Genomic DNA, 16,436 nt, shown 5'->3' on the forward strand with positions numbered 1-16,436 from the left:
GGCATCATACCGAATGACCAACCTTTCTATCATGCCATAACCTCCTGGGAGTCCACCGTGCAGTAAAACAGGTCAGGTAAACGCGGCCAGATCGTGAGATCAGGCGATCGCCAGCATCCCCGCAGCGACAAGCGCAAGGACAAGGCCGACCCACTGCACCGGGGCGATCCGCTCCTTGAGCACGACGGCCGCGAGCAGAATCGTGCCGGCCGGGTAGAGCGCGGTGAGAACGCTCATCACGCTGAGGTCGCCCGATCTGATGCCGAGAAGCAGCAGTACGTTGGCGGCCGCGTCGACAACCCCGCAGGCGACGGCGAGACGGATGCCGGTGCGCCGGTCAGGCGGATCGCCGTCGCCTGCTGCGGGTCGAGTGGCGGTGGCGACAGAGGCTGAACCGCCGTCGACACCGCCGTCGACACCGCCGACGACCACCGTGCGGCGACGTGCTCGCCGAATCGCGAGAACGCCGATCACCGCGCACATGATGGTGCCGGCCACAGCCCGGTTCAGTACGAGCGGAATCAGGCCGCTGTCAGGTGGAGTTCGGTCAATCAGAACAATGAACGCGCCGATCATCGCGCCGGCGCCGACCGCCATCAGAAGCGACTTCGCGCTCGGCCGCACCGCACCCTTCTCGGGGATGAAGCCGACCAAGACCACTGCAACGAGCGCCAGGCCGAGGGCCAGATAGCCGATGGGCGCGAAGGTGTCTCCGCCGATCAGCCCGACCGTCATCGGCACGACCGCCGAGATGACGGCGGTCAACGGCGAGAGGATGCTCATCGGGCCGACGGCGAGGCAGGCATAGAGCAGAGAGATCGCGACGGCGCCTGTCACGCCGGAGAGCATTCCGAAGAGAACGGCGGTGGGCGACCAGACTCCGCCGACGAACAGCAACGCGATCAGCAGGGCGACCAAACCGGCGAAGGCTGAGATCGCCGTCACCAGAAGCGCGCTGATGCGTTTGGCAGCCAGCCCGCCCAAGAAGTCGGCAGAGCCGTAGACGAGGGCGCCGGAGAGTCCGAGAACTGCGGTGAGCATAGGACGCCAGCCTAACGAGCGGTGGGTGAGGTCGCATCCGCCACCGCTGAGGACGAGCGGGTCGGCGTCTCACGGCCAGGTAGGCTGGTGAAACCACTGCACGAGGAGACGACAATGGCCACACGCTGGGCGCGATTCGCCCGCGGCTGGGTTGTCGCTCTGTTTTCAACCTTCGTGGCGGGGCTGTCGCACACACTCGGTGGCGGCGCTGTTCCGAGCGTTGTTGCCGTCGTTCTTTCTCTCGCCTTTGCCGGCATCGTCTGTGTCGGCCTGGCCGGGCGCACCCTGTCGCTCTGGCGGATGGTTGTGTCGGTGCTGGTCAGCCAGCTGATCTTTCACGGACTCTTCTCGTTCGGCGCTCCCGGCGGCGCACTGTCGGTCTCGCCGGCCGCTCCGCCCCGCACGCCGGCCTCTGCCCTGCTCGGGGCGCACGAGCACGGAGCGATCGGTGCCGTGACGGCGCTGAGTTCCGCGCCGGCCGGCCATGCGGGTGGGCACGATGCCGCCTGGATGTGGGCGGCCCACGCCGTTGCGGCAGTGATCACGATCGTCGCGCTGCGGCACGGCGAGAGTGCGTTCTGGGGCTTGTTCGCCACCGTGCGCCTCGGCATCCGTTCTCTGTTCGCCGCGCTCGCCGGTGTGCTCGCCGGGGCGACGCTGCCTGGCGCGCCACGTTCGACGGTGTCGACGGCGCGCGTGTTCACGCCGCGCGACCTCGCACTGGTTTTCTCCCGAATGCGGCATCGCGGGCCGCCTGCTCTGCGTTTCGCCTGACTTCGGTCGGGCACACAGAACAGACCATTTCCCGCACGCACCGAACCGACAGCAGACCTGGCTCTGCCCACCCCACGAATCGCGGGGCCGCGGTGCGCTCATTCGTACAAGGACATCCTCATGAAGCTCAAGAACACCCTCATTGCCTCGTCAGCGCTCGCCGCGGGCGCCCTGCTCGCCGTCGCCGTTCCGCTGTCGGCCAGCGCGCACATCTCGGTCGATTCGCCGTCGACGGCGGCCGGTTCCTACACCGTGCTGACCTTCGCACTCCCGCACGGCTGCGACGGTTCGGCCACCACGGCGCTGGCGATTTCGATTCCCGAGCAGATCAAGAGCGTCACCCCGACGGTCAACCCCGGCTGGGATGTCTCGAAGGTCGACGTCGATCTGGCGAAGCCGATCACCGACGGCAACGGAAACACGATCAGCACCCGCCTCGGTCAGGTCGTCTACACGGCGAAGGTGCCGCTCGCCGACGGTCTGCGCGACACGTTCGCGCTCAGCATGCAGCTCCCCGCCGACGCGGCAGGCACGACGCTCGAGTTCCCCATCCTGCAGAGCTGTGAGGTGGGGGAGACCAATTGGAACCAGGCCGCGAAAGCCGACGGCTCTGAGCCAGAGCACCCCGCTCCCGCGGTCGTAGTCACCGCGGCGACGGATGGCGATGGGCACGGTAGCGGGCACGACGCCGGCGCGACCACGGCGGAGGGTGCCGACGGCGCGGCCGCATCGAGCGCAGCATCCGACGATGTGATCGCTCGCGTGCTCGGCATCGGCGGATTGATCGTCGGAGCCATCGGCGTTGTGCTCGCGGTCACTGCGCGCCGCAAGACCTCGGCTTAGGCTGTCGAGATGCGACACAACGCACACAGACCAGCTCAAAACCACGCACGGGGACGAGTCGCCGCCTGGGCGCTCGGCCTTACCCTGGCCGGTTTCGTGTGTGCTGGTTCTGTTTTGGCCGGCCCGGCCGGCCCCGCCTCGGCGCACAACTCGGTGATCAGCACGACGCCGGCTGCCGGCTCGGTCGTCACCGAGCAACCGGGCGTCTTTCAGGTGACGACGAACGACGATCTTCTGAAGCTCGACACCCCCGGTGCCATGCGCATGCAGATCTCGGGGCCGGCCGACGCCGCCACGCCGCTCTACTACGGTGACGGCTGCTCGACGGTGTTCGGTCCGACGCTTGAGGCGAAGGCCCAACTCGGCGAACCCGGTAAGTACACGGTGGCCTGGCAGGTCGTCTCCACCGACGGTCACACGATCTCGGGTGACTTCGCCTTCACCTGGCAGCCGGCCGCCGGCCAGGAGCTCGCCACGGGTTCGTCGATCCCGCCGGATTGCGGTGGCACCATCACCGGCGGAACCACGCAGACGGATGCCGCGACTCCGGCTGCCCCCGCCACCGATACCGCCGCCCTCGGTGACGTGCTTTGGATCGGCGGTGCGGTGGCCGCGGTCATCCTCGCCACTGTGGTGACTCTGGTCGCGGTCGGTCGTCGCAAGCCGCCGACGGGGCCGACCGGCACTCCGCCCGAGGGCACCCCGCCGACGGAGTAGCGCGTGAAAATCGTGCCGGGCACATCTGTCATTCAGGTGCCCGGCACGATCACCCCGATACGATTGGGGGGTGACTGCGACGATTCCCACCCCCTACGAAGACCTCCTCCGCGACACCCTCGCCAACGGAGCTCAGAAGACCGATCGCACCGGAACCGGAACGCGCAGCGTCTTCGGCCGTCAGCTGCGATTCGACCTCGCCGAGGGGTTCCCGCTGATCACCACCAAGCGCGTGCACTTCAAGTCGATCGCCTACGAACTGCTCTGGTTTCTGCGCGGCGAAAGCAACGTGAGCTGGCTGCGCGACAAGGGTGTGACGATCTGGGATGAATGGGCGGATGCCGATGGCGACCTCGGTCCTGTCTATGGCGTTCAGTGGCGTTCCTGGCCCACGCCGGATGGCGGACACATCGACCAGATCTCCGAGGTCATCGAGGCGATCAAGACCACGCCAGATTCTCGCCGACTGATCGTGTCCGCCTGGAACGTGGCAGACATCCCCGACATGGCACTGGCCCCGTGCCACGCCCTGTTCCAGTTCTACGTTGCCGACGGCAAGCTCTCTTGCCAGCTCTACCAGCGCAGCGCCGACCTCTTTCTCGGTGTGCCGTTCAACATTGCCAGCTACGCCCTGCTCACCCAGCTCGTCGCTGAGCAGGTCGGCCTCGAACTCGGTGAGTTCGTCTGGACCGGCGGCGACTGCCACATCTACGACAACCACGTCGAGCAGGTGACCGAGCAGCTCAGCCGCGAACCGTTCCCGGCCCCGCAACTGCGCATTGCCGCAAAGCGCGACAGCATCTTCGACTACGAGTACGACGACCTCGTGGTCGAGAACTACCAGCACCACCCCGCCATTCGCGGCGCGGTCGCCGTATGACGATCGGACTGGTCTGGGCCGAGGCAGAGGGCGGTGTGATCGGCAAAGACGGGGTCATGCCCTGGCACGTTCCCGAAGACCTCGCGCACTTCAAGGCGGTGACGCTGGATGGCGTCGTGATCATGGGTCGCAAGACCTGGGACTCGCTGCCGCCCCGCTTTCGTCCGCTTTCCGGTCGCCGCAACATCGTGATCACCCGCCAAGCAGAGTGGGCTGCCGACGGCGTCGACATCGTGCACTCACTGGACGAGGCACTGGCGCTCGCCGGTGATGAACCGATATGGGTGATCGGCGGCGCCGAGATCTTCGCCCTGGCGATGCCGCTGGCCGACCGGCTCGAGGTGACCGAGCTGCGCGCCTCCGTCGAGGGGGACACCGTGGCACCCGCGATCGACGCGTCGTGGCGACTCGTCGCGGCTGATCCGGCTGCGTCTGATCCGGACAACGGATGGCGTCACTCGCGCACCGGCCTCGACTACCGTTTTCTGACGTACCAGCGCCCCTAACCCAAGCCTTGTCCGTGAGGTGCCAACTTTTGCTAGTTGCGCGCTCCGCGCACTAGCAAAAGTTGGCACCTCACGGCTGTCAGGGGTGAATGACGAACGGCCCGCCACCCAAGGGATGGCGGGCCGTTCGTCTGCTTCGGTGATTAGCTGGTCGGCATCAGAACGGAGTCGATCAGGTAGACCGTGGCGTTGGCGGTGTGAACGCCACCACAGATCACCTTGGCGTCGTTGACCATGATGTTGTCGCCGCTGCCGGTGACGGTGACGGTTCCACCCTCGACCGTGGTGTGGGTGCCCTCGATCGCGTCAGGCGCGATCTGTCCGGGAACCACGTGGTAGGTCAGGATCTTGCTCAACGTTGCGGCGCCTTCCGGCGTCTTCAGCGTGTCGATGGTTGCGGCATCGATCTTGGCGAATGCCGAGTCAACCGGCGCGAACACCGTGAATTCGCTGCCGTTCAGCGTGTCGACGAGGTTGACGTCAGGGTTCAGTTTGCCCGAGACTGCGGCGACCAGTGTGGTCAGGAGCGGGTTGTTCGAGGCGGCGACGGCGACCGGGTCTGACGACATTCCGGTGATCGATCCGGCTCCGCTCGGAACCTCTTTGGCGTAGGCGGCGCATCCTGAGCCGACGAGGTCGGCGGCCGGGTCGGCGGTCATGGCCGGGGCGCTCGACTCCGAGGAAGACGCAGACGGCTTGGCCGACGAGCCGGTATTGCCGCTGGCGCCCATGGAACAGGCGGAGAGGCCGACGACGGCGATCGCTGCGATGGAGAGTGTGGTCAATGCCTTGCGGGTGAAGAGTTGCATGGGAGTTCTCCTTCAAATGAAGTGGCCGGATGGCCGCCAGGCCCACCTGCTGTGCGGCCTTCACTGCATCATTCGGAGCCCCCTCCCACATGGTTTGGACAATTCTCAAAAACTTTCTGGGCGGCCAAGGCGAGACCACTTCGTTGGTCGAGGAACGAGCGAGCGCAGCGAGCCCGTGTCTCGAGACAACCGCCGGCCATTCCTCAAACGCAACCCACGTCAAGGCGCCGGCTCGCTGGGTCTCGACACACTCGACCAACGGGATGGGCGGTACCGGGTTCAGGAGTGGAGTGCGTGTCACGGATGCAGCACCCCGTCGTTCCGGGGGCGGGCCTCAGCCGACACACCTCCACTCCTGATTTCGGTCCCCACCGAGATCGAGAATCCCACGCCGCGATCCAGCCGGGCATCGCACCGGCCAATCCCAAATCCGGTTTCCTCCGAACCCCACTCGACAGACTTTGGAGGAGACCGTGCTCTCACTTGCCCTCATCGGATTCTTCGGTGGCCTCATCACCGGAATCTCACCGTGCATCCTGCCCGTGCTTCCCGTCATCTTCTTCTCGGGAGGTGTGCAGGGCGCTCGAACAACCGACGGAACAACCGGCGGCTCAACCGACGGAACAACGGATGCGCCGCCACCGCCCTCACGCTGGCGGCCGTACCTCGTCATCCTGGGCCTGGTCGTGAGCTTCAGCATCTTCACCCTCGTCGGCTCCCTGCTTCTCACCCTGCTGCACCTGCCGCAGGATGTCTTGCGCTGGGCCGGGCTGATCGTCTTGGTACTCATCGGAATCGGCTTGATCGTTCCGCAGTTCGAGCGCATCCTCGAGAAGCCGTTCTCGTGGATTCCGCAGCGCAACGTCGGCACCGAACGCGGCGGTTTTGTTCTCGGTCTCGCCCTCGGCGCCGTTTATGTGCCCTGTGCCGGTCCGGTGCTGGCCGCCATCACCGTCGCCGGATCCACCGGGCGCATCGGTCCCGAGACCGTCGTGCTCACCGTCACCTTCGCCGTCGGCGCCGCAATCCCGCTGCTCGTCTTCGCCCTGGCCGGTCGCCGGGTCGCCGAACGCGTGAAGTCGTTTCGCAAGCACCAGCGCGGCATCCGCATTGGCGGGGGCGTCGTGATGATCGCCCTCGCGATCGGCCTCGTCTTCAACGTGCCGCAGCTGCTGCAGCGCCTCGTTCCCGATTACACGAGCGTGTTGCAAGACCAGTTCAGCAACTCGAAGCAGATCAGCGCATCCCTCGATCTCGGGGGCATCGTCACCGCCGAGAACAAGAACCTCTCCAAGTGCACGAACGGCTCTCCCGAGCTGGAAAGCTGTGGCACGGCCCCGGCGATCACCGGCATCCAGCAGTGGTTCAACACTCCGGGTGACCAGCCGATCAGTCTCGCCGATGAAAAGGGCAAGGTTGTGCTGATCGACTTCTGGGCCTACTCCTGCATCAACTGCCAGCGCTCCATCCCGCACGTTGTCGCCTGGGACAAGGCCTACACAGACCTCGGCCTGCAGGTCATCGGGGTCCACTCGCCCGAATATGCCTTCGAGAAGGTGCCGACGAACGTCATGGCCGGAGCGAAAGGGTTCGGCATCACCTACCCGGTCGCCCTCGACAACAACCTGTCGACCTGGACCAACTACCGCAACCGCTACTGGCCGGCCCACTACCTGGTCGACGCTTCGGGCACCGTGCGCAACATCAAGTTCGGTGAGGGCGACTACGCCACGACGGAGAAACTCATCCGCGAGCTGCTCGTTCAGGCCAACCCGAACGTGAAACTCCCGCCGGCCACCGAGGTCGCCGACGCCACGCCCGCCGATGTCACCACGCCTGAGACCTACCTCGGCACCACCAAGCAGGTGAATTACGGGGGCAGCGAGAAGTACTCGACCGCGACGCCGTCGTTCTCCGTGCCGGCCAAGCTGGCGAAGGACTCCTTCGCGTTGAAGGGCGAGTGGAAGCTGGGTACCCAGTCGATCACCCCGACCGGCGACTCGGCCGAGATCACCCTCAACTACACCGGGCGCGAGGTGCAGATGGTGCTGGCGGGCAGCGGAACCGTGACCTACATGGTCGACGGCGTGACGAAGACGATCGACGTGTCTGGCACTCCGAACGCGCACACCCTGCTGACGACGAAGAATCCGGCTTCGGGAACCCTGAAGGCAACGCTCTCCGCCGGGGTCGAGGCGTTCTCGTTCACCTTCGGATAGCCAGTTAGAACGGGAGTGAAACGGATGCCCCCGGCCGACCTGCACAGGTCGGCCGGGGGCATCCGTTTGTGTTGCGTCGTCGCTACGCGACCTGCGGCACCGCGACGGGTAGGGGTGCCGCCGCGAGAATTTCACTGCGGTTCAGGCGTCGCCGGCTGACGAACGCTGCAATGCCGATCGCGACGAGCGCGCCGATCGCCCAGACAACGAGGTTCCACACCCAGGGGCCGACGCCGAGAGTGCCGCCGGCAATCAGGGTGCGGAATGACTGCACGGCGTCGGTGAGCGGCAGATAGTTGTGCAGCGTCTGGAAGAACGGGGCCGCGGTTTGAATGGGATAGGTGCCCCCGGCTGCGCTGAGCTGCAGAACGACGAACAGCAAGCCGACGAATCGACCGGGCGCACCGAGAAGCGCGATGAGGGCTTGATTGATGGCCATGAAGGTGAGCGAGGCGAGGATCGCGATTCCGAACGCTCCGGGGAGGTTCGCGATCTCGATGCCGACGGCGAACTTCACCGCCAGCACTGCCAGCGTCGCCTGCACGACGGCAATGAGCGCGTTCGGCAGATACGAACGCAGCGCAACCAACCACAGTGGCAGGCGCGAGCCGACCAGGCGGGTGTTGAGCGCCGGGCGCATGAAGAACACAGCGAGGCTGCCGATCCACAGGCCCAATGAAAGAAAGTACGGTGTGAGGCCGGCGCCGTAGAGTGCGACGGCATTCTCCCGCTCGGCATCGAGCGCGACTGGTGCGGCGGCAACACCGCTGAGCTGGTTGGCTTGGCTGTCGGTATAGGTCGGGATCTCCAGCACCCCGTCGGCGAGCCCGGTCGAGAGGGTGTGTGCGCCGTCGTCAACCTGGTGCGCGCCGTCGGCCGCGGAGGAGGCGCCGGACTCGAGGGTCTGTGCCCCCGTGGCGAGCTCGCCGCTGCTGCTCGCCGCGGTGTTGATCGAGGAGACCAGCGTCGTGAGCTTCACGGTCAGGCCGTCGAACCCCGTGCCGAGGCTGCCGAGTCCGGCGGCGAGGCTGGTCGCACCGGCGCTCGCAGCGCGGGTGCCGTCGCGGACATCCGCGGCACCGGCGGCCAGGGCGCTCAGCCCGGTGCCTTCACTCGCCGTGCCGACCAGGTCTTCCGCCCCGGCGTCCAGGGCCGCGACGCTGCTGTTGAGAGTCCCGGCTCCGTCGGAGACCTGATGGGCGGCGGTGTCGAGCTGCTGAAGCGCAGCGGCGCGCTGCGGATCGGTCATGGTGTCGTAGCCGGCAACAAACTGATCGAGGGAGCTGGCGACCTGCGCGGCGCCGGCCGCGAGGGTCGGTGTGGCGGCGTCGAGGGTGCTGAGTCCGCCTGAGAGCTGGGTCGCACCGGTCAGGGCCCGATCGGCCCCGTCGGCCAGAGACGACGTACCGCTCTGCAGGGTCGCCAGGCCGGTGCTGAGGTCGGTTGCCCCGGTAACGGCCTGGCCGATGCCGGCGTTCAAACTGGACAGCCCGGTGGGGAGCGCATCCGTTGCCGAGGAGATCTGGCTCAGCCCACTGCTGAGTTTGCCTGCTCCGACGGCGAGCGTGGATGCGCCGTCGGCGAGAGCGGATGCGCCAGTCGAGAGATCGGTCGTACCGTCGGCGAGGGTGGCTGCGCCGTCTGCGGCGTCGGAGATGCTGTCGTGCACAGTGGTGAAACCGAGGTAGACGTTTTCGAGATAGGTCGACGAGACCGTCTCGGCGAGGTTTCGCACCAGAGTGCTGCCCAACGACTGAGCCATGTTTCCGGTGATGTAGTTGGTCGCGTCGTTGGTCGTGATCGAGAGCATGCCCTGTTGGGCCGCGGCCGCGTCGGTCGGCTCAACCGTCGCCGACGAGGTCGCGTTCGCGGAGAAATCGGCTGGGATTGTGAGCACGGCCAAATACTCTCCGTGGGTCAATCCGGCTTGGGCCGTGTCGGCGTCGGTGATCGTCCAATCGAAGCCTTCCTTGCTGTCGCCATTCGCGTCGACGAGCGCCGAGACGACGTCGTCACCGAGCTGGATCTGGCTCGAGCTTCCGGCGCTCTCTTCGACTGTCGCGCCGGTGTCCAGATTCACGATCGCTGCCGGCACGTTGCCGATGTTGCCAACGGGGTCGTTGTTCGACCAGATCAGGGCGGCGGCGTAGATCAGCGGGATGAGGCTCAGCGCGATCAAGACGACGACGGCGAAGGGTTTCGGCAGCGTGAGCCGGCGGCGTGCGCGGGTAACTGAACGGGGGAGTGCCATGACTTTACTTTCGAATACGTGTGTGGGGAGGTGGGAGAAGCGGATGCCGCTGCGCGGTCAGCTGCGGAGGGGGTCAGGAACCCCGGCGAGGGTGAGCATGAGGTCGGTCAGGCGTTGGGCGAATGCCTCGGGGGAGTCGCGCCCGGTGAAATCCGTCTCGAGCCACTGCAACACGAGCCAGGTCGACCCAGCGGCGATGGCGGTGATCCGATCATCGTCAGCCGGGCTTCCCTGGGCCAGGTGAGCGCCGAGCACATGCTCGCTCATGCGAGTGGAGATGTATCCGACCGCCGCCGACAGCACGACATAGCTGCTCGAACCCCGTAGAACGCGCCGGTACACGTCGCGACGCAGTGACACCTGCTCGAGGAGCATCCGATTCGTCCCGCGCAAGAACTCGACACCGGTCCGGTCCGTGAACTGTGCGTCGCTGCGGGCGAAGGAGGCCTCGATCTCCGCGACAACGGCCGCCGCGATCAGTGCCGACACGTCTGCAAAATGCTGGTAGAAGGTGGGCCGACTCACCCCGGCTCGCGACGCCACCTCGGTGACGGTCAGTCCGTCGGCGTGCGCTTCATCGAGAAGCTGTTCGGCAATGGCCAGGAGGGCGTCGCGCGACCGGATCGCCCGCGGGTCGGTTGGCTCTGTCACGATCGCCCTTTCCTGGATCTATTTTACAATCGTAAAAGACTACGTCCGATGCTGGTTTCTTGTCAAAACCTGTGCCGGCCGGGCGCATGGCTGCCGGTAAGCGTGGCGGGTGCACAGCCGCCGGCGTGCGTGGCGCGTGCACAGGCTCACGCCGAACGGCGGGCGTTCAGGGGCACGCCGGTAGGCTTGCCCGGTGAGTTGGAACGACGAAATTCCGTGGGATCCGAACGAGGTTCCACCGCCCATTGATGACGGGTACGCCGGGTATGGCGGATACGACGGCGCCCCGCCGCCCCCCGACGACGCCTATCAGGCACCGGACTTCGCCGACTCACCGGTCGGGTTGCCCGGCCGACCCGCGCCCGCAGACATCCGTCGCAACCCGGCCACTGCGAAGTTCGCCACCGCGGCCGAAGCGCTGCACACGGTCTTCGGCTACGACTCGTTCCGTGGCGAGCAGGCCGAGATCATCGACCAGCTCATCGGTGGCGGCGACGCCGTCGTGCTGATGCCCACCGGCGGCGGTAAGAGCCTCTGCTACCAGATTCCGTCGCTCGTGCGCGCGGGAACCGGTATTGTCGTCTCCCCGCTGATCGCGCTCATGCAAGACCAGGTCGACGCCCTCACCGCCGTCGGCGTGCGCGCTGCTTTTTTGAACTCCAGTCAGGACAACGAGACCCGCGACCAGGTCGAACGCGACTACATCGCCGGCAACCTCGACCTGCTCTACGTCGCACCAGAGCGACTCTCTTCTGAGGCGACGAAGCGGTTTCTCGACCGCGGCGAGATCGCACTTTTCGCCATCGACGAAGCGCACTGTGTGTCGCAGTGGGGCCACGATTTCAGGCCCGATTACCTCGCGCTCTCCGAGCTGGCCGACCGCTGGCCCGACGTGCCGCGCATCGCGCTCACCGCCACGGCGACGGATGCGACGCATCAGGAGATCACCTCCCGGCTGCAGCTGGGCGAGGCGAAGCACTTCGTCGCGAGCTTCGACCGGCCGAACATCCAGTACCGCATCGTGAACAAGGCCGAGCCGCGCAAGCAGCTGCTCAGCTTCATCAAGACCGAGCATCCGGATGACGCCGGTATCGTGTACGCGCTCAGCCGCAAGAGCGTTGAGGCCACGGCCGAGTTCTTGCAGGCCAGCGGCCTGAACGCCCTGCCGTACCACGCGGGTCTCGATGCCCGGGTGCGTGCCCGCAACCAGGCCCGGTTTCTGCGCGAAGACGGAATCATCATCGTCGCCACGATCGCGTTCGGGATGGGCATCGACAAGCCTGATGTGCGTTTCGTCGCCCATATCGACCTGCCGAAGAGCGTCGAAGGCTACTACCAGGAGACCGGTCGCGCCGGCCGTGACGGCCTGCCCTCGACCGGCTGGCTCACCTATGGTCTGCAAGACGTCGTGCAGCAGCGCCGCATGATCGACGAGTCGCCCGGTGACCTCGCGCACCGGCGCAAGCTTTCCGCGCACCTCGACGCCATGCTCGCCCTCTGCGAGACCGTCGACTGCCGTCGCGTCAATCTGCTGCGCTACTTCGGCCAGCAGAGCGAGCCGTGCGGCAACTGCGACACCTGCATCACCCCGCCGGCAGCCTGGGACGGCACGATTCCCGCCCAGAAGCTGCTCTCCACGATTGTGCGCCTGTTGCGGGAGCGCAACCAACGCTTCGGAGCCGGTCATCTCGTCGACATCCTGCGCGGAAAGGTCACCCCGCGCGTCACTCAGCATGGGCACGACCAGCTCTCCACCTGGAGCATCGGCGCCGACCTCAGCGACCAGCAGTGGCGCGGCGTCGTGCGGCAGCTTCTCGCGCAGGGGCTGCTCGCGACTCATGGTGAGTATGGCGTTCTGGCGGTGACGGATGCCGCGGCCGAGGTGCTCGCCGGCAACCGGGCGGTGCAGCTGCGGCATGAGCCGGAGCGTGCCGAACGTGCGGAACGCGGCGCCCGCACATCTCGCGGTTCGAGCAAAGCGAAAGCCGCCGACCTGTCGCCGGCCGACGAGGAGCTCTTCGAAGCGCTGCGCGCCTGGCGCTCGGCCGAGTCGCGCGAGCAGGGGGTTCCCGCCTACATCGTCTTCGGCGACGCCACGCTCATCGCGATCGCCGCTGCGAAACCGGCGTCGCTCGGCGATCTCGACGGCATCACCGGGATCGGCGCGAAGAAGCTGGAGTCCTACGGGCAGAAGGTCATCGACGTGGTGGCGGCGGGGGCGTTCGTTCCGGCGTTGTAGTCGCCGTTGGTCGAGGAGCGAGCGAGCGCAGCGAGCCCTTCTCGTTGGTCGAGGAACGAGCGAGCGCAGCGAGCCCGTGTCTCTGAGGTATGTGGCCATGTCGTTGATCGAGGAGCAGCCGACGAAGGAGGCCGCATCTCGAGATCTCGCGAGCCAATCCTTGAACTCGGGTTGCTTTTGAACATTGGCTCGCGAGGTCTCGAGCTATGGGGCCGCTGCGCGGCATAGTGGTGAACGAATTTGACCATTTCGTTGGTCGAGGAGGCCGCCCGCGGCCGTCTCGAGACCCCGTGAGCTGACGTTCAAACGCAACCCAGGTCAAGAGATCGGCTCGCGTGGTCTCGAGATGCGCGCTCCTGCGTCGCGTGCTCCTCGACCAACGAAAAGGGAGCGTCACGCCTTCCGCGGATAAATCGTCTCCCCACGCGCGAGCATCTCGACATAGGTCACGATCTTGCGCTCGCGCGTTTCGGCACGTTTCACATTGCCGATCCGAAACAGAATCGCGAACCGATTGGTGCTGTCCAACTGCTCGAACAGCGCCAATGCCGCCGGCGAGGCGGCGAGAGCGGCAGCGAGATCGTCGGGAACGACAATGCTGCTCGCCGGCGCATAGGCGGCATCCCAGCGGCCATCTGCTTTCGCGCGATCGATCTCGGCCAACCCGGCCGGCGTCATCCGCCCGGCATCGATCAGGGCCTGCACCCGATCCCGGTTGATCTGCGACCAGATACTGCGCGCCCCACGAGGCGTATAGAGCTGACGAAAATGTGTCTCGTCGAGTCGGTTGCGTTGGCCGTCAATCCAGCCGAAGCAGAGGGCGACTTCGAGCGCCTCCAGATAGCTCACACTCGGGATCCCTGACCCCTTCTTGCCGATCGCCAGCTGAACACCCGGCGATTCAGAACCGTGAACCTCGAGCCATGCCCGCCATTCGGCGGCACTCGAGAACATCAGCAACTCCCGTTCAACAGCCATCAGCGCACGAGCTTCTGCAGAGTGCGCAGATTGCGCGTCGTCGTGGTCGCCTTGTGCTTGGCGCGTGCGGTCTCTTTCGCGAATACGCTGCCCAGGGTGTTGCCGCGTTCGACGGTCCAGTAGATGACACCGTCGCCCGGCCGAATGCTCTCGAACTGCGCATCGAGCTTGTCTTGCCACTCGAGCAGCTCGGCCGCCCGAGCCGGGTCGAGGGTGAAGATGACATACGGATGCCACCCCTCGCGTTCGGCCTCGAACGGAAACGCCTCGATGATGCGCCCGATCGTCTCCATGTCGAGCACGTGCACCCAGGCCTCGTAGCCGAAGCGTTCGCCGAGTGCCGCCTCGATCCGAGGCTTCAGCGTCGCGGCGGAGTCCAGTGAGTCGAAGAGCACGTTCCCACTCGCCAGCACGGTCTTCACATTCTCGAGTCCGAGCCCGGTGAACACCGCGGCGACCTCGACCATCTTCAGGTTGATGCCGCCGACATTAACACCGCGGAGCAGAGCTGCGTAACGAGTCATGAGGTGAGAATATCGGCTGGCACCGACATCCGTCATTGTCGCGACAGCGTCAGTGCTCGGTCTGACGCGCTGACTCGATAACCGATCTGCTCGTCTCCCATTCGACGGAGATTTTCGTCAATTTGCCCGGTTTTGCGGCGTGCCGCGGGTTTCAGCGCAAGAATCTCCGTCGAATGGGGTTTCCGTCAGGGGGCAGATGCGGCGTCCCCGAGCGCTTGCTTCTCGCGTTCGAGGGCTTCGGCGACGAGATAAGTGATGTCGACGAAAAGGATGCGCTCCTGCTCGGTCATGGGCTCGGCTGGGTCTCTGCAGCCGGCGCAGCCGGCGCAGCCGACGCGTTGGCGACAGCGTGCGCAGCCGCAGCCGCAGCCGCAGCCTCAGCTTCAGCGGCCGCAGCGTTCGCGGCAGCGTCGCCAGCGGCACCGCCGGCGGGATCGGCGGGAGGATCGGTGACGGGAGGTGGCGTCGGAGTGGGCGTTGGCGCAGGCGTCGGCATCCCGGGGAGCGACGGCACCTTCGCAAACGGCGGCGTCGCGGCCCGGGCGTTCGCCACGTCAGGCTCGCCGCCTTGGGGATCCGGCACGGTGTCAAGCGGGAACACGTTCCAGCCCCGGCCGCCGAATGCTCCGAGAAACGGCACGGCCACGGTGCTGTTGCCGGAATAGTAGGTCTGGTCATACGGCTGATCAAAAGAGGCGGATCCGACCGTGGTGAGCGGATCGCCGTCCTGATTGAAGAGCTGCACATTGCTCAGCGGATTGCCATCGGCGTCGTACGCAAAGATGTTTCCCACCCGGGCACCGTCGATCCAGAGGCCGCTCAGGTCGGGGGCGGGCGCTGAATTCGAGGAGCCGGCGCTGGCCGATGGGTGCATCACGGCAGCGAGCATGAACGGCAGCGCGATGACGCTGACAATACTGATCACGGTGCGGATGGTTTTCAGCCAGGATGTCGGCAGCCACTTTCCGCGCCCCCACTGCACGCTCACGACGACAGCGGCCAGAAATGCCGGCAGCCCGGCGGGAGAGAGCGGAAATGTGCCGAGGAAAACAGTGGCTATTTGGTACATCGCCCAACCGCGCAGCAGCCACCACGCCGGCCGCAACGCGACAAAGAAGTCAATGAGCCACGCCCCAACCGGCGTTGCGCGAACCCGCCGCGCGGCATCCGCACGCGCATCGGCGGCGTGCTCGCGCCACCGCCGCTTCGGCGGAATCGTTGCACTGCGCTCGGGAAAACCTGCCGACGCGCGCAGCTCCGCGGCATACAGCTCGGGGTCGCCCAGCGTCAGTGTTCCGTCGTGATCGGAGGCCTGTTCCAACAGGTCAGCCTCTAGCCCGCCCGTCAGATCGTCAACATCCTCAGCCGGAAGATCGTCGAGATGCGTGCGGATCGCTGCGGCGAAGGCCGCCACCTCGGTATCCAAGACCGTCGTGGTGTTGCTCATGATTTCTCCCCAATCTTGCGAATCACTGCTTTCTGAAGGGGCGTGGGTTCCCCCAGCAACTGCGTCATCGCGGTCGCGAACTGCCCCCAGGTCTCGCGCTGCTCGGCAAGCATGTGCGTGCCTTCCGGATTGATCGCGTAGTACTTGCGGTGCGGGCCGTCCTCGGACGGAACCACATAACTCGACAGCGCTCCCGCCGCGTACAGACGACGCAGCGTGCCGTACACCGAGGCATCGCCGACCTCTCCGAGTCCGGCGTCGCGCAGGCGTCTCACGATGTCGTAGCCGTACCCGTCTTCGTGCTGGACCACCGCGAGCACGGCGACATCCAGCACACCTTTCAACAACTGTGTTGTGTCCATTCGGCCTCCCTCAATCTGCAGTCACGGTAGCACGCACTGCACAGTAGTGTGCTGAGCGACATAGCGTGTCGTGCCGGAACCCGGGCGGCCGGTCGAACGATCCGAGGCTGAGTCGCTGACTCGAGAGGCCCGTTCACAACCGTCGTAGCCGGGGGCACGTAAAGGAGGAAATTCGGCAAATCGCCGTCTCGAACC

15 protein-coding genes are annotated in these 16,436 nt (G+C 66.1%); 7 read left to right on the forward strand and 8 right to left on the reverse strand.

All coding sequences use genetic code 11. The features are described from left to right. Positions 1 to 99 precede the first annotated feature (99 nt). Complete coding sequence (locus tag ABD791_RS15495) at positions 100 to 1,041, reverse strand: EamA family transporter (protein WP_345068355.1); 942 nt, start codon at positions 1,039 to 1,041, stop codon at positions 100 to 102. Between the two features lie 114 nt (positions 1,042 to 1,155). On the opposite strand from ABD791_RS15495, the gene ABD791_RS15500 reads away from it, so the two are divergent. The 5 genes from ABD791_RS15500 (at position 1,156) to ABD791_RS15520 (ending at position 4,761) form a co-directional block, all read left to right on the forward strand. Further along, positions 1,156 to 1,815 carry a hypothetical protein gene (locus tag ABD791_RS15500; protein WP_345068356.1) on the forward strand — a complete coding sequence of 220 codons (660 nt, stop codon included), beginning with the start codon at positions 1,156 to 1,158 and terminating at the stop codon, positions 1,813 to 1,815. 120 nt (positions 1,816 to 1,935) lie between these two features. After that, positions 1,936 to 2,658, forward strand: a complete 723-nt coding sequence (locus tag ABD791_RS15505) for a YcnI family copper-binding membrane protein (RefSeq protein WP_345068358.1) — start codon at positions 1,936 to 1,938, stop codon at positions 2,656 to 2,658. Positions 2,659 to 2,667: 9 nt separating this feature from the next. Next, complete coding sequence (locus ABD791_RS15510; RefSeq protein WP_345068360.1) at positions 2,668 to 3,375, forward strand: copper resistance CopC family protein; 708 nt, start codon at positions 2,668 to 2,670, stop codon at positions 3,373 to 3,375. A gap of 70 nt (positions 3,376 to 3,445) precedes the next feature. Further along, positions 3,446 to 4,255, forward strand: coding sequence for a thymidylate synthase (locus ABD791_RS15515; RefSeq protein WP_345068362.1), 810 nt, complete (start codon positions 3,446 to 3,448; stop codon positions 4,253 to 4,255). Next, on the forward strand, positions 4,252 to 4,761 hold the full coding sequence (locus ABD791_RS15520; RefSeq protein WP_345068363.1) for a dihydrofolate reductase: 510 nt from the start codon (positions 4,252 to 4,254) through the stop codon (positions 4,759 to 4,761). The genes ABD791_RS15515 and ABD791_RS15520 overlap by 4 nt, the downstream gene beginning before the upstream one ends. 143 nt (positions 4,762 to 4,904) lie before the next feature. Here ABD791_RS15520 and ABD791_RS15525 read toward each other — a convergent pair whose 3' ends face one another. Continuing rightward, positions 4,905 to 5,570, reverse strand: a complete 666-nt coding sequence (locus ABD791_RS15525) for a fasciclin domain-containing protein (protein ID WP_345068365.1) — start codon at positions 5,568 to 5,570, stop codon at positions 4,905 to 4,907. A 473-nt stretch (positions 5,571 to 6,043) separates the two neighbouring features. Here ABD791_RS15525 and ABD791_RS15530 point away from each other — a divergent pair, with 473 nt between their 5' ends. Continuing rightward, the gene (locus ABD791_RS15530; protein WP_345068367.1) at positions 6,044 to 7,789 is read left to right on the forward strand and encodes a cytochrome c biogenesis protein DipZ; all 1,746 of its coding nucleotides are present in this window, start codon (positions 6,044 to 6,046) and stop codon (positions 7,787 to 7,789) included. 82 nt (positions 7,790 to 7,871) lie between these two features. On the opposite strand, the gene ABD791_RS15535 is transcribed toward ABD791_RS15530, so the two are convergent. Both ABD791_RS15535 and ABD791_RS15540 read right to left on the reverse strand, forming a co-directional pair. After that, positions 7,872 to 10,040 carry a YhgE/Pip family protein gene (locus ABD791_RS15535; RefSeq protein ID WP_345068368.1) on the reverse strand — a complete coding sequence of 723 codons (2,169 nt, stop codon included), beginning with the start codon at positions 10,038 to 10,040 and terminating at the stop codon, positions 7,872 to 7,874. Between the two features lie 57 nt (positions 10,041 to 10,097). Further along, the gene (locus ABD791_RS15540) at positions 10,098 to 10,691 is read right to left on the reverse strand and encodes a TetR/AcrR family transcriptional regulator (RefSeq protein ID WP_345068370.1); all 594 of its coding nucleotides are present in this window, start codon (positions 10,689 to 10,691) and stop codon (positions 10,098 to 10,100) included. Between the two features lie 193 nt (positions 10,692 to 10,884). Here ABD791_RS15540 and recQ point away from each other — a divergent pair, with 193 nt between their 5' ends. Then, positions 10,885 to 12,930, forward strand: a complete 2,046-nt coding sequence (gene recQ, locus ABD791_RS15545) for a DNA helicase RecQ (RefSeq protein WP_345068372.1) — start codon at positions 10,885 to 10,887, stop codon at positions 12,928 to 12,930. A 393-nt stretch (positions 12,931 to 13,323) separates the two neighbouring features. On the opposite strand, the gene ABD791_RS15550 is transcribed toward recQ, so the two are convergent. The 4 genes from ABD791_RS15550 to ABD791_RS15565 all read right to left on the reverse strand — a co-directional run bounded on the left by ABD791_RS15550 (position 13,324) and on the right by ABD791_RS15565 (position 16,241). After that, positions 13,324 to 13,908 (reverse strand): YdeI/OmpD-associated family protein, encoded by a 585-nt coding sequence (locus tag ABD791_RS15550; protein WP_345068374.1) that lies wholly within the window; start codon positions 13,906 to 13,908, stop codon positions 13,324 to 13,326. Then, complete coding sequence (locus tag ABD791_RS15555; protein ID WP_345068376.1) at positions 13,908 to 14,432, reverse strand: DUF1697 domain-containing protein; 525 nt, start codon at positions 14,430 to 14,432, stop codon at positions 13,908 to 13,910. The genes ABD791_RS15550 and ABD791_RS15555 overlap by 1 nt, the downstream gene beginning before the upstream one ends. A 286-nt stretch (positions 14,433 to 14,718) precedes the next feature. After that, positions 14,719 to 15,879, reverse strand: coding sequence for a hypothetical protein (locus ABD791_RS15560; protein ID WP_345068377.1), 1,161 nt, complete (start codon positions 15,877 to 15,879; stop codon positions 14,719 to 14,721). Then, the gene (locus ABD791_RS15565) at positions 15,876 to 16,241 is read right to left on the reverse strand and encodes a PadR family transcriptional regulator (RefSeq protein ID WP_345068379.1); all 366 of its coding nucleotides are present in this window, start codon (positions 16,239 to 16,241) and stop codon (positions 15,876 to 15,878) included. Before ABD791_RS15565 ends, ABD791_RS15560 begins: the two co-directional genes overlap by 4 nt. Positions 16,242 to 16,436: the final 195 nt, after the last annotated feature.

This window comes from Glaciibacter kafniensis (assembly GCF_039538945.1).
In the GTDB taxonomy this organism is placed as follows: domain Bacteria; phylum Actinomycetota; class Actinomycetes; order Actinomycetales; family Microbacteriaceae; genus Cryobacterium; species Cryobacterium kafniensis.

Coding starts and splice junctions, on each gene's coding strand:
- ABD791_RS15500 (WP_345068356.1), top strand. CDS start 1,156: ATGGCCACACGCTGGGCGCGATTCGCCCGCGGCTGGGTTGTCGCTCTG.
- ABD791_RS15505 (WP_345068358.1), top strand. CDS start 1,936: ATGAAGCTCAAGAACACCCTCATTGCCTCGTCAGCGCTCGCCGCGGGC.
- ABD791_RS15510 (WP_345068360.1), top strand. CDS start 2,668: ATGCGACACAACGCACACAGACCAGCTCAAAACCACGCACGGGGACGA.
- ABD791_RS15550 (WP_345068374.1), bottom strand. CDS start 13,908: ATGGCTGTTGAACGGGAGTTGCTGATGTTCTCGAGTGCCGCCGAATGG.
- ABD791_RS15525 (WP_345068365.1), bottom strand. CDS start 5,570: ATGCAACTCTTCACCCGCAAGGCATTGACCACACTCTCCATCGCAGCG.
- ABD791_RS15560 (WP_345068377.1), bottom strand. CDS start 15,879: ATGAGCAACACCACGACGGTCTTGGATACCGAGGTGGCGGCCTTCGCC.
- ABD791_RS15535 (WP_345068368.1), bottom strand. CDS start 10,040: ATGGCACTCCCCCGTTCAGTTACCCGCGCACGCCGCCGGCTCACGCTG.
- ABD791_RS15495 (WP_345068355.1), bottom strand. CDS start 1,041: ATGCTCACCGCAGTTCTCGGACTCTCCGGCGCCCTCGTCTACGGCTCT.
- ABD791_RS15555 (WP_345068376.1), bottom strand. CDS start 14,432: ATGACTCGTTACGCAGCTCTGCTCCGCGGTGTTAATGTCGGCGGCATC.
- ABD791_RS15520 (WP_345068363.1), top strand. CDS start 4,252: ATGACGATCGGACTGGTCTGGGCCGAGGCAGAGGGCGGTGTGATCGGC.
- ABD791_RS15565 (WP_345068379.1), bottom strand. CDS start 16,241: ATGGACACAACACAGTTGTTGAAAGGTGTGCTGGATGTCGCCGTGCTC.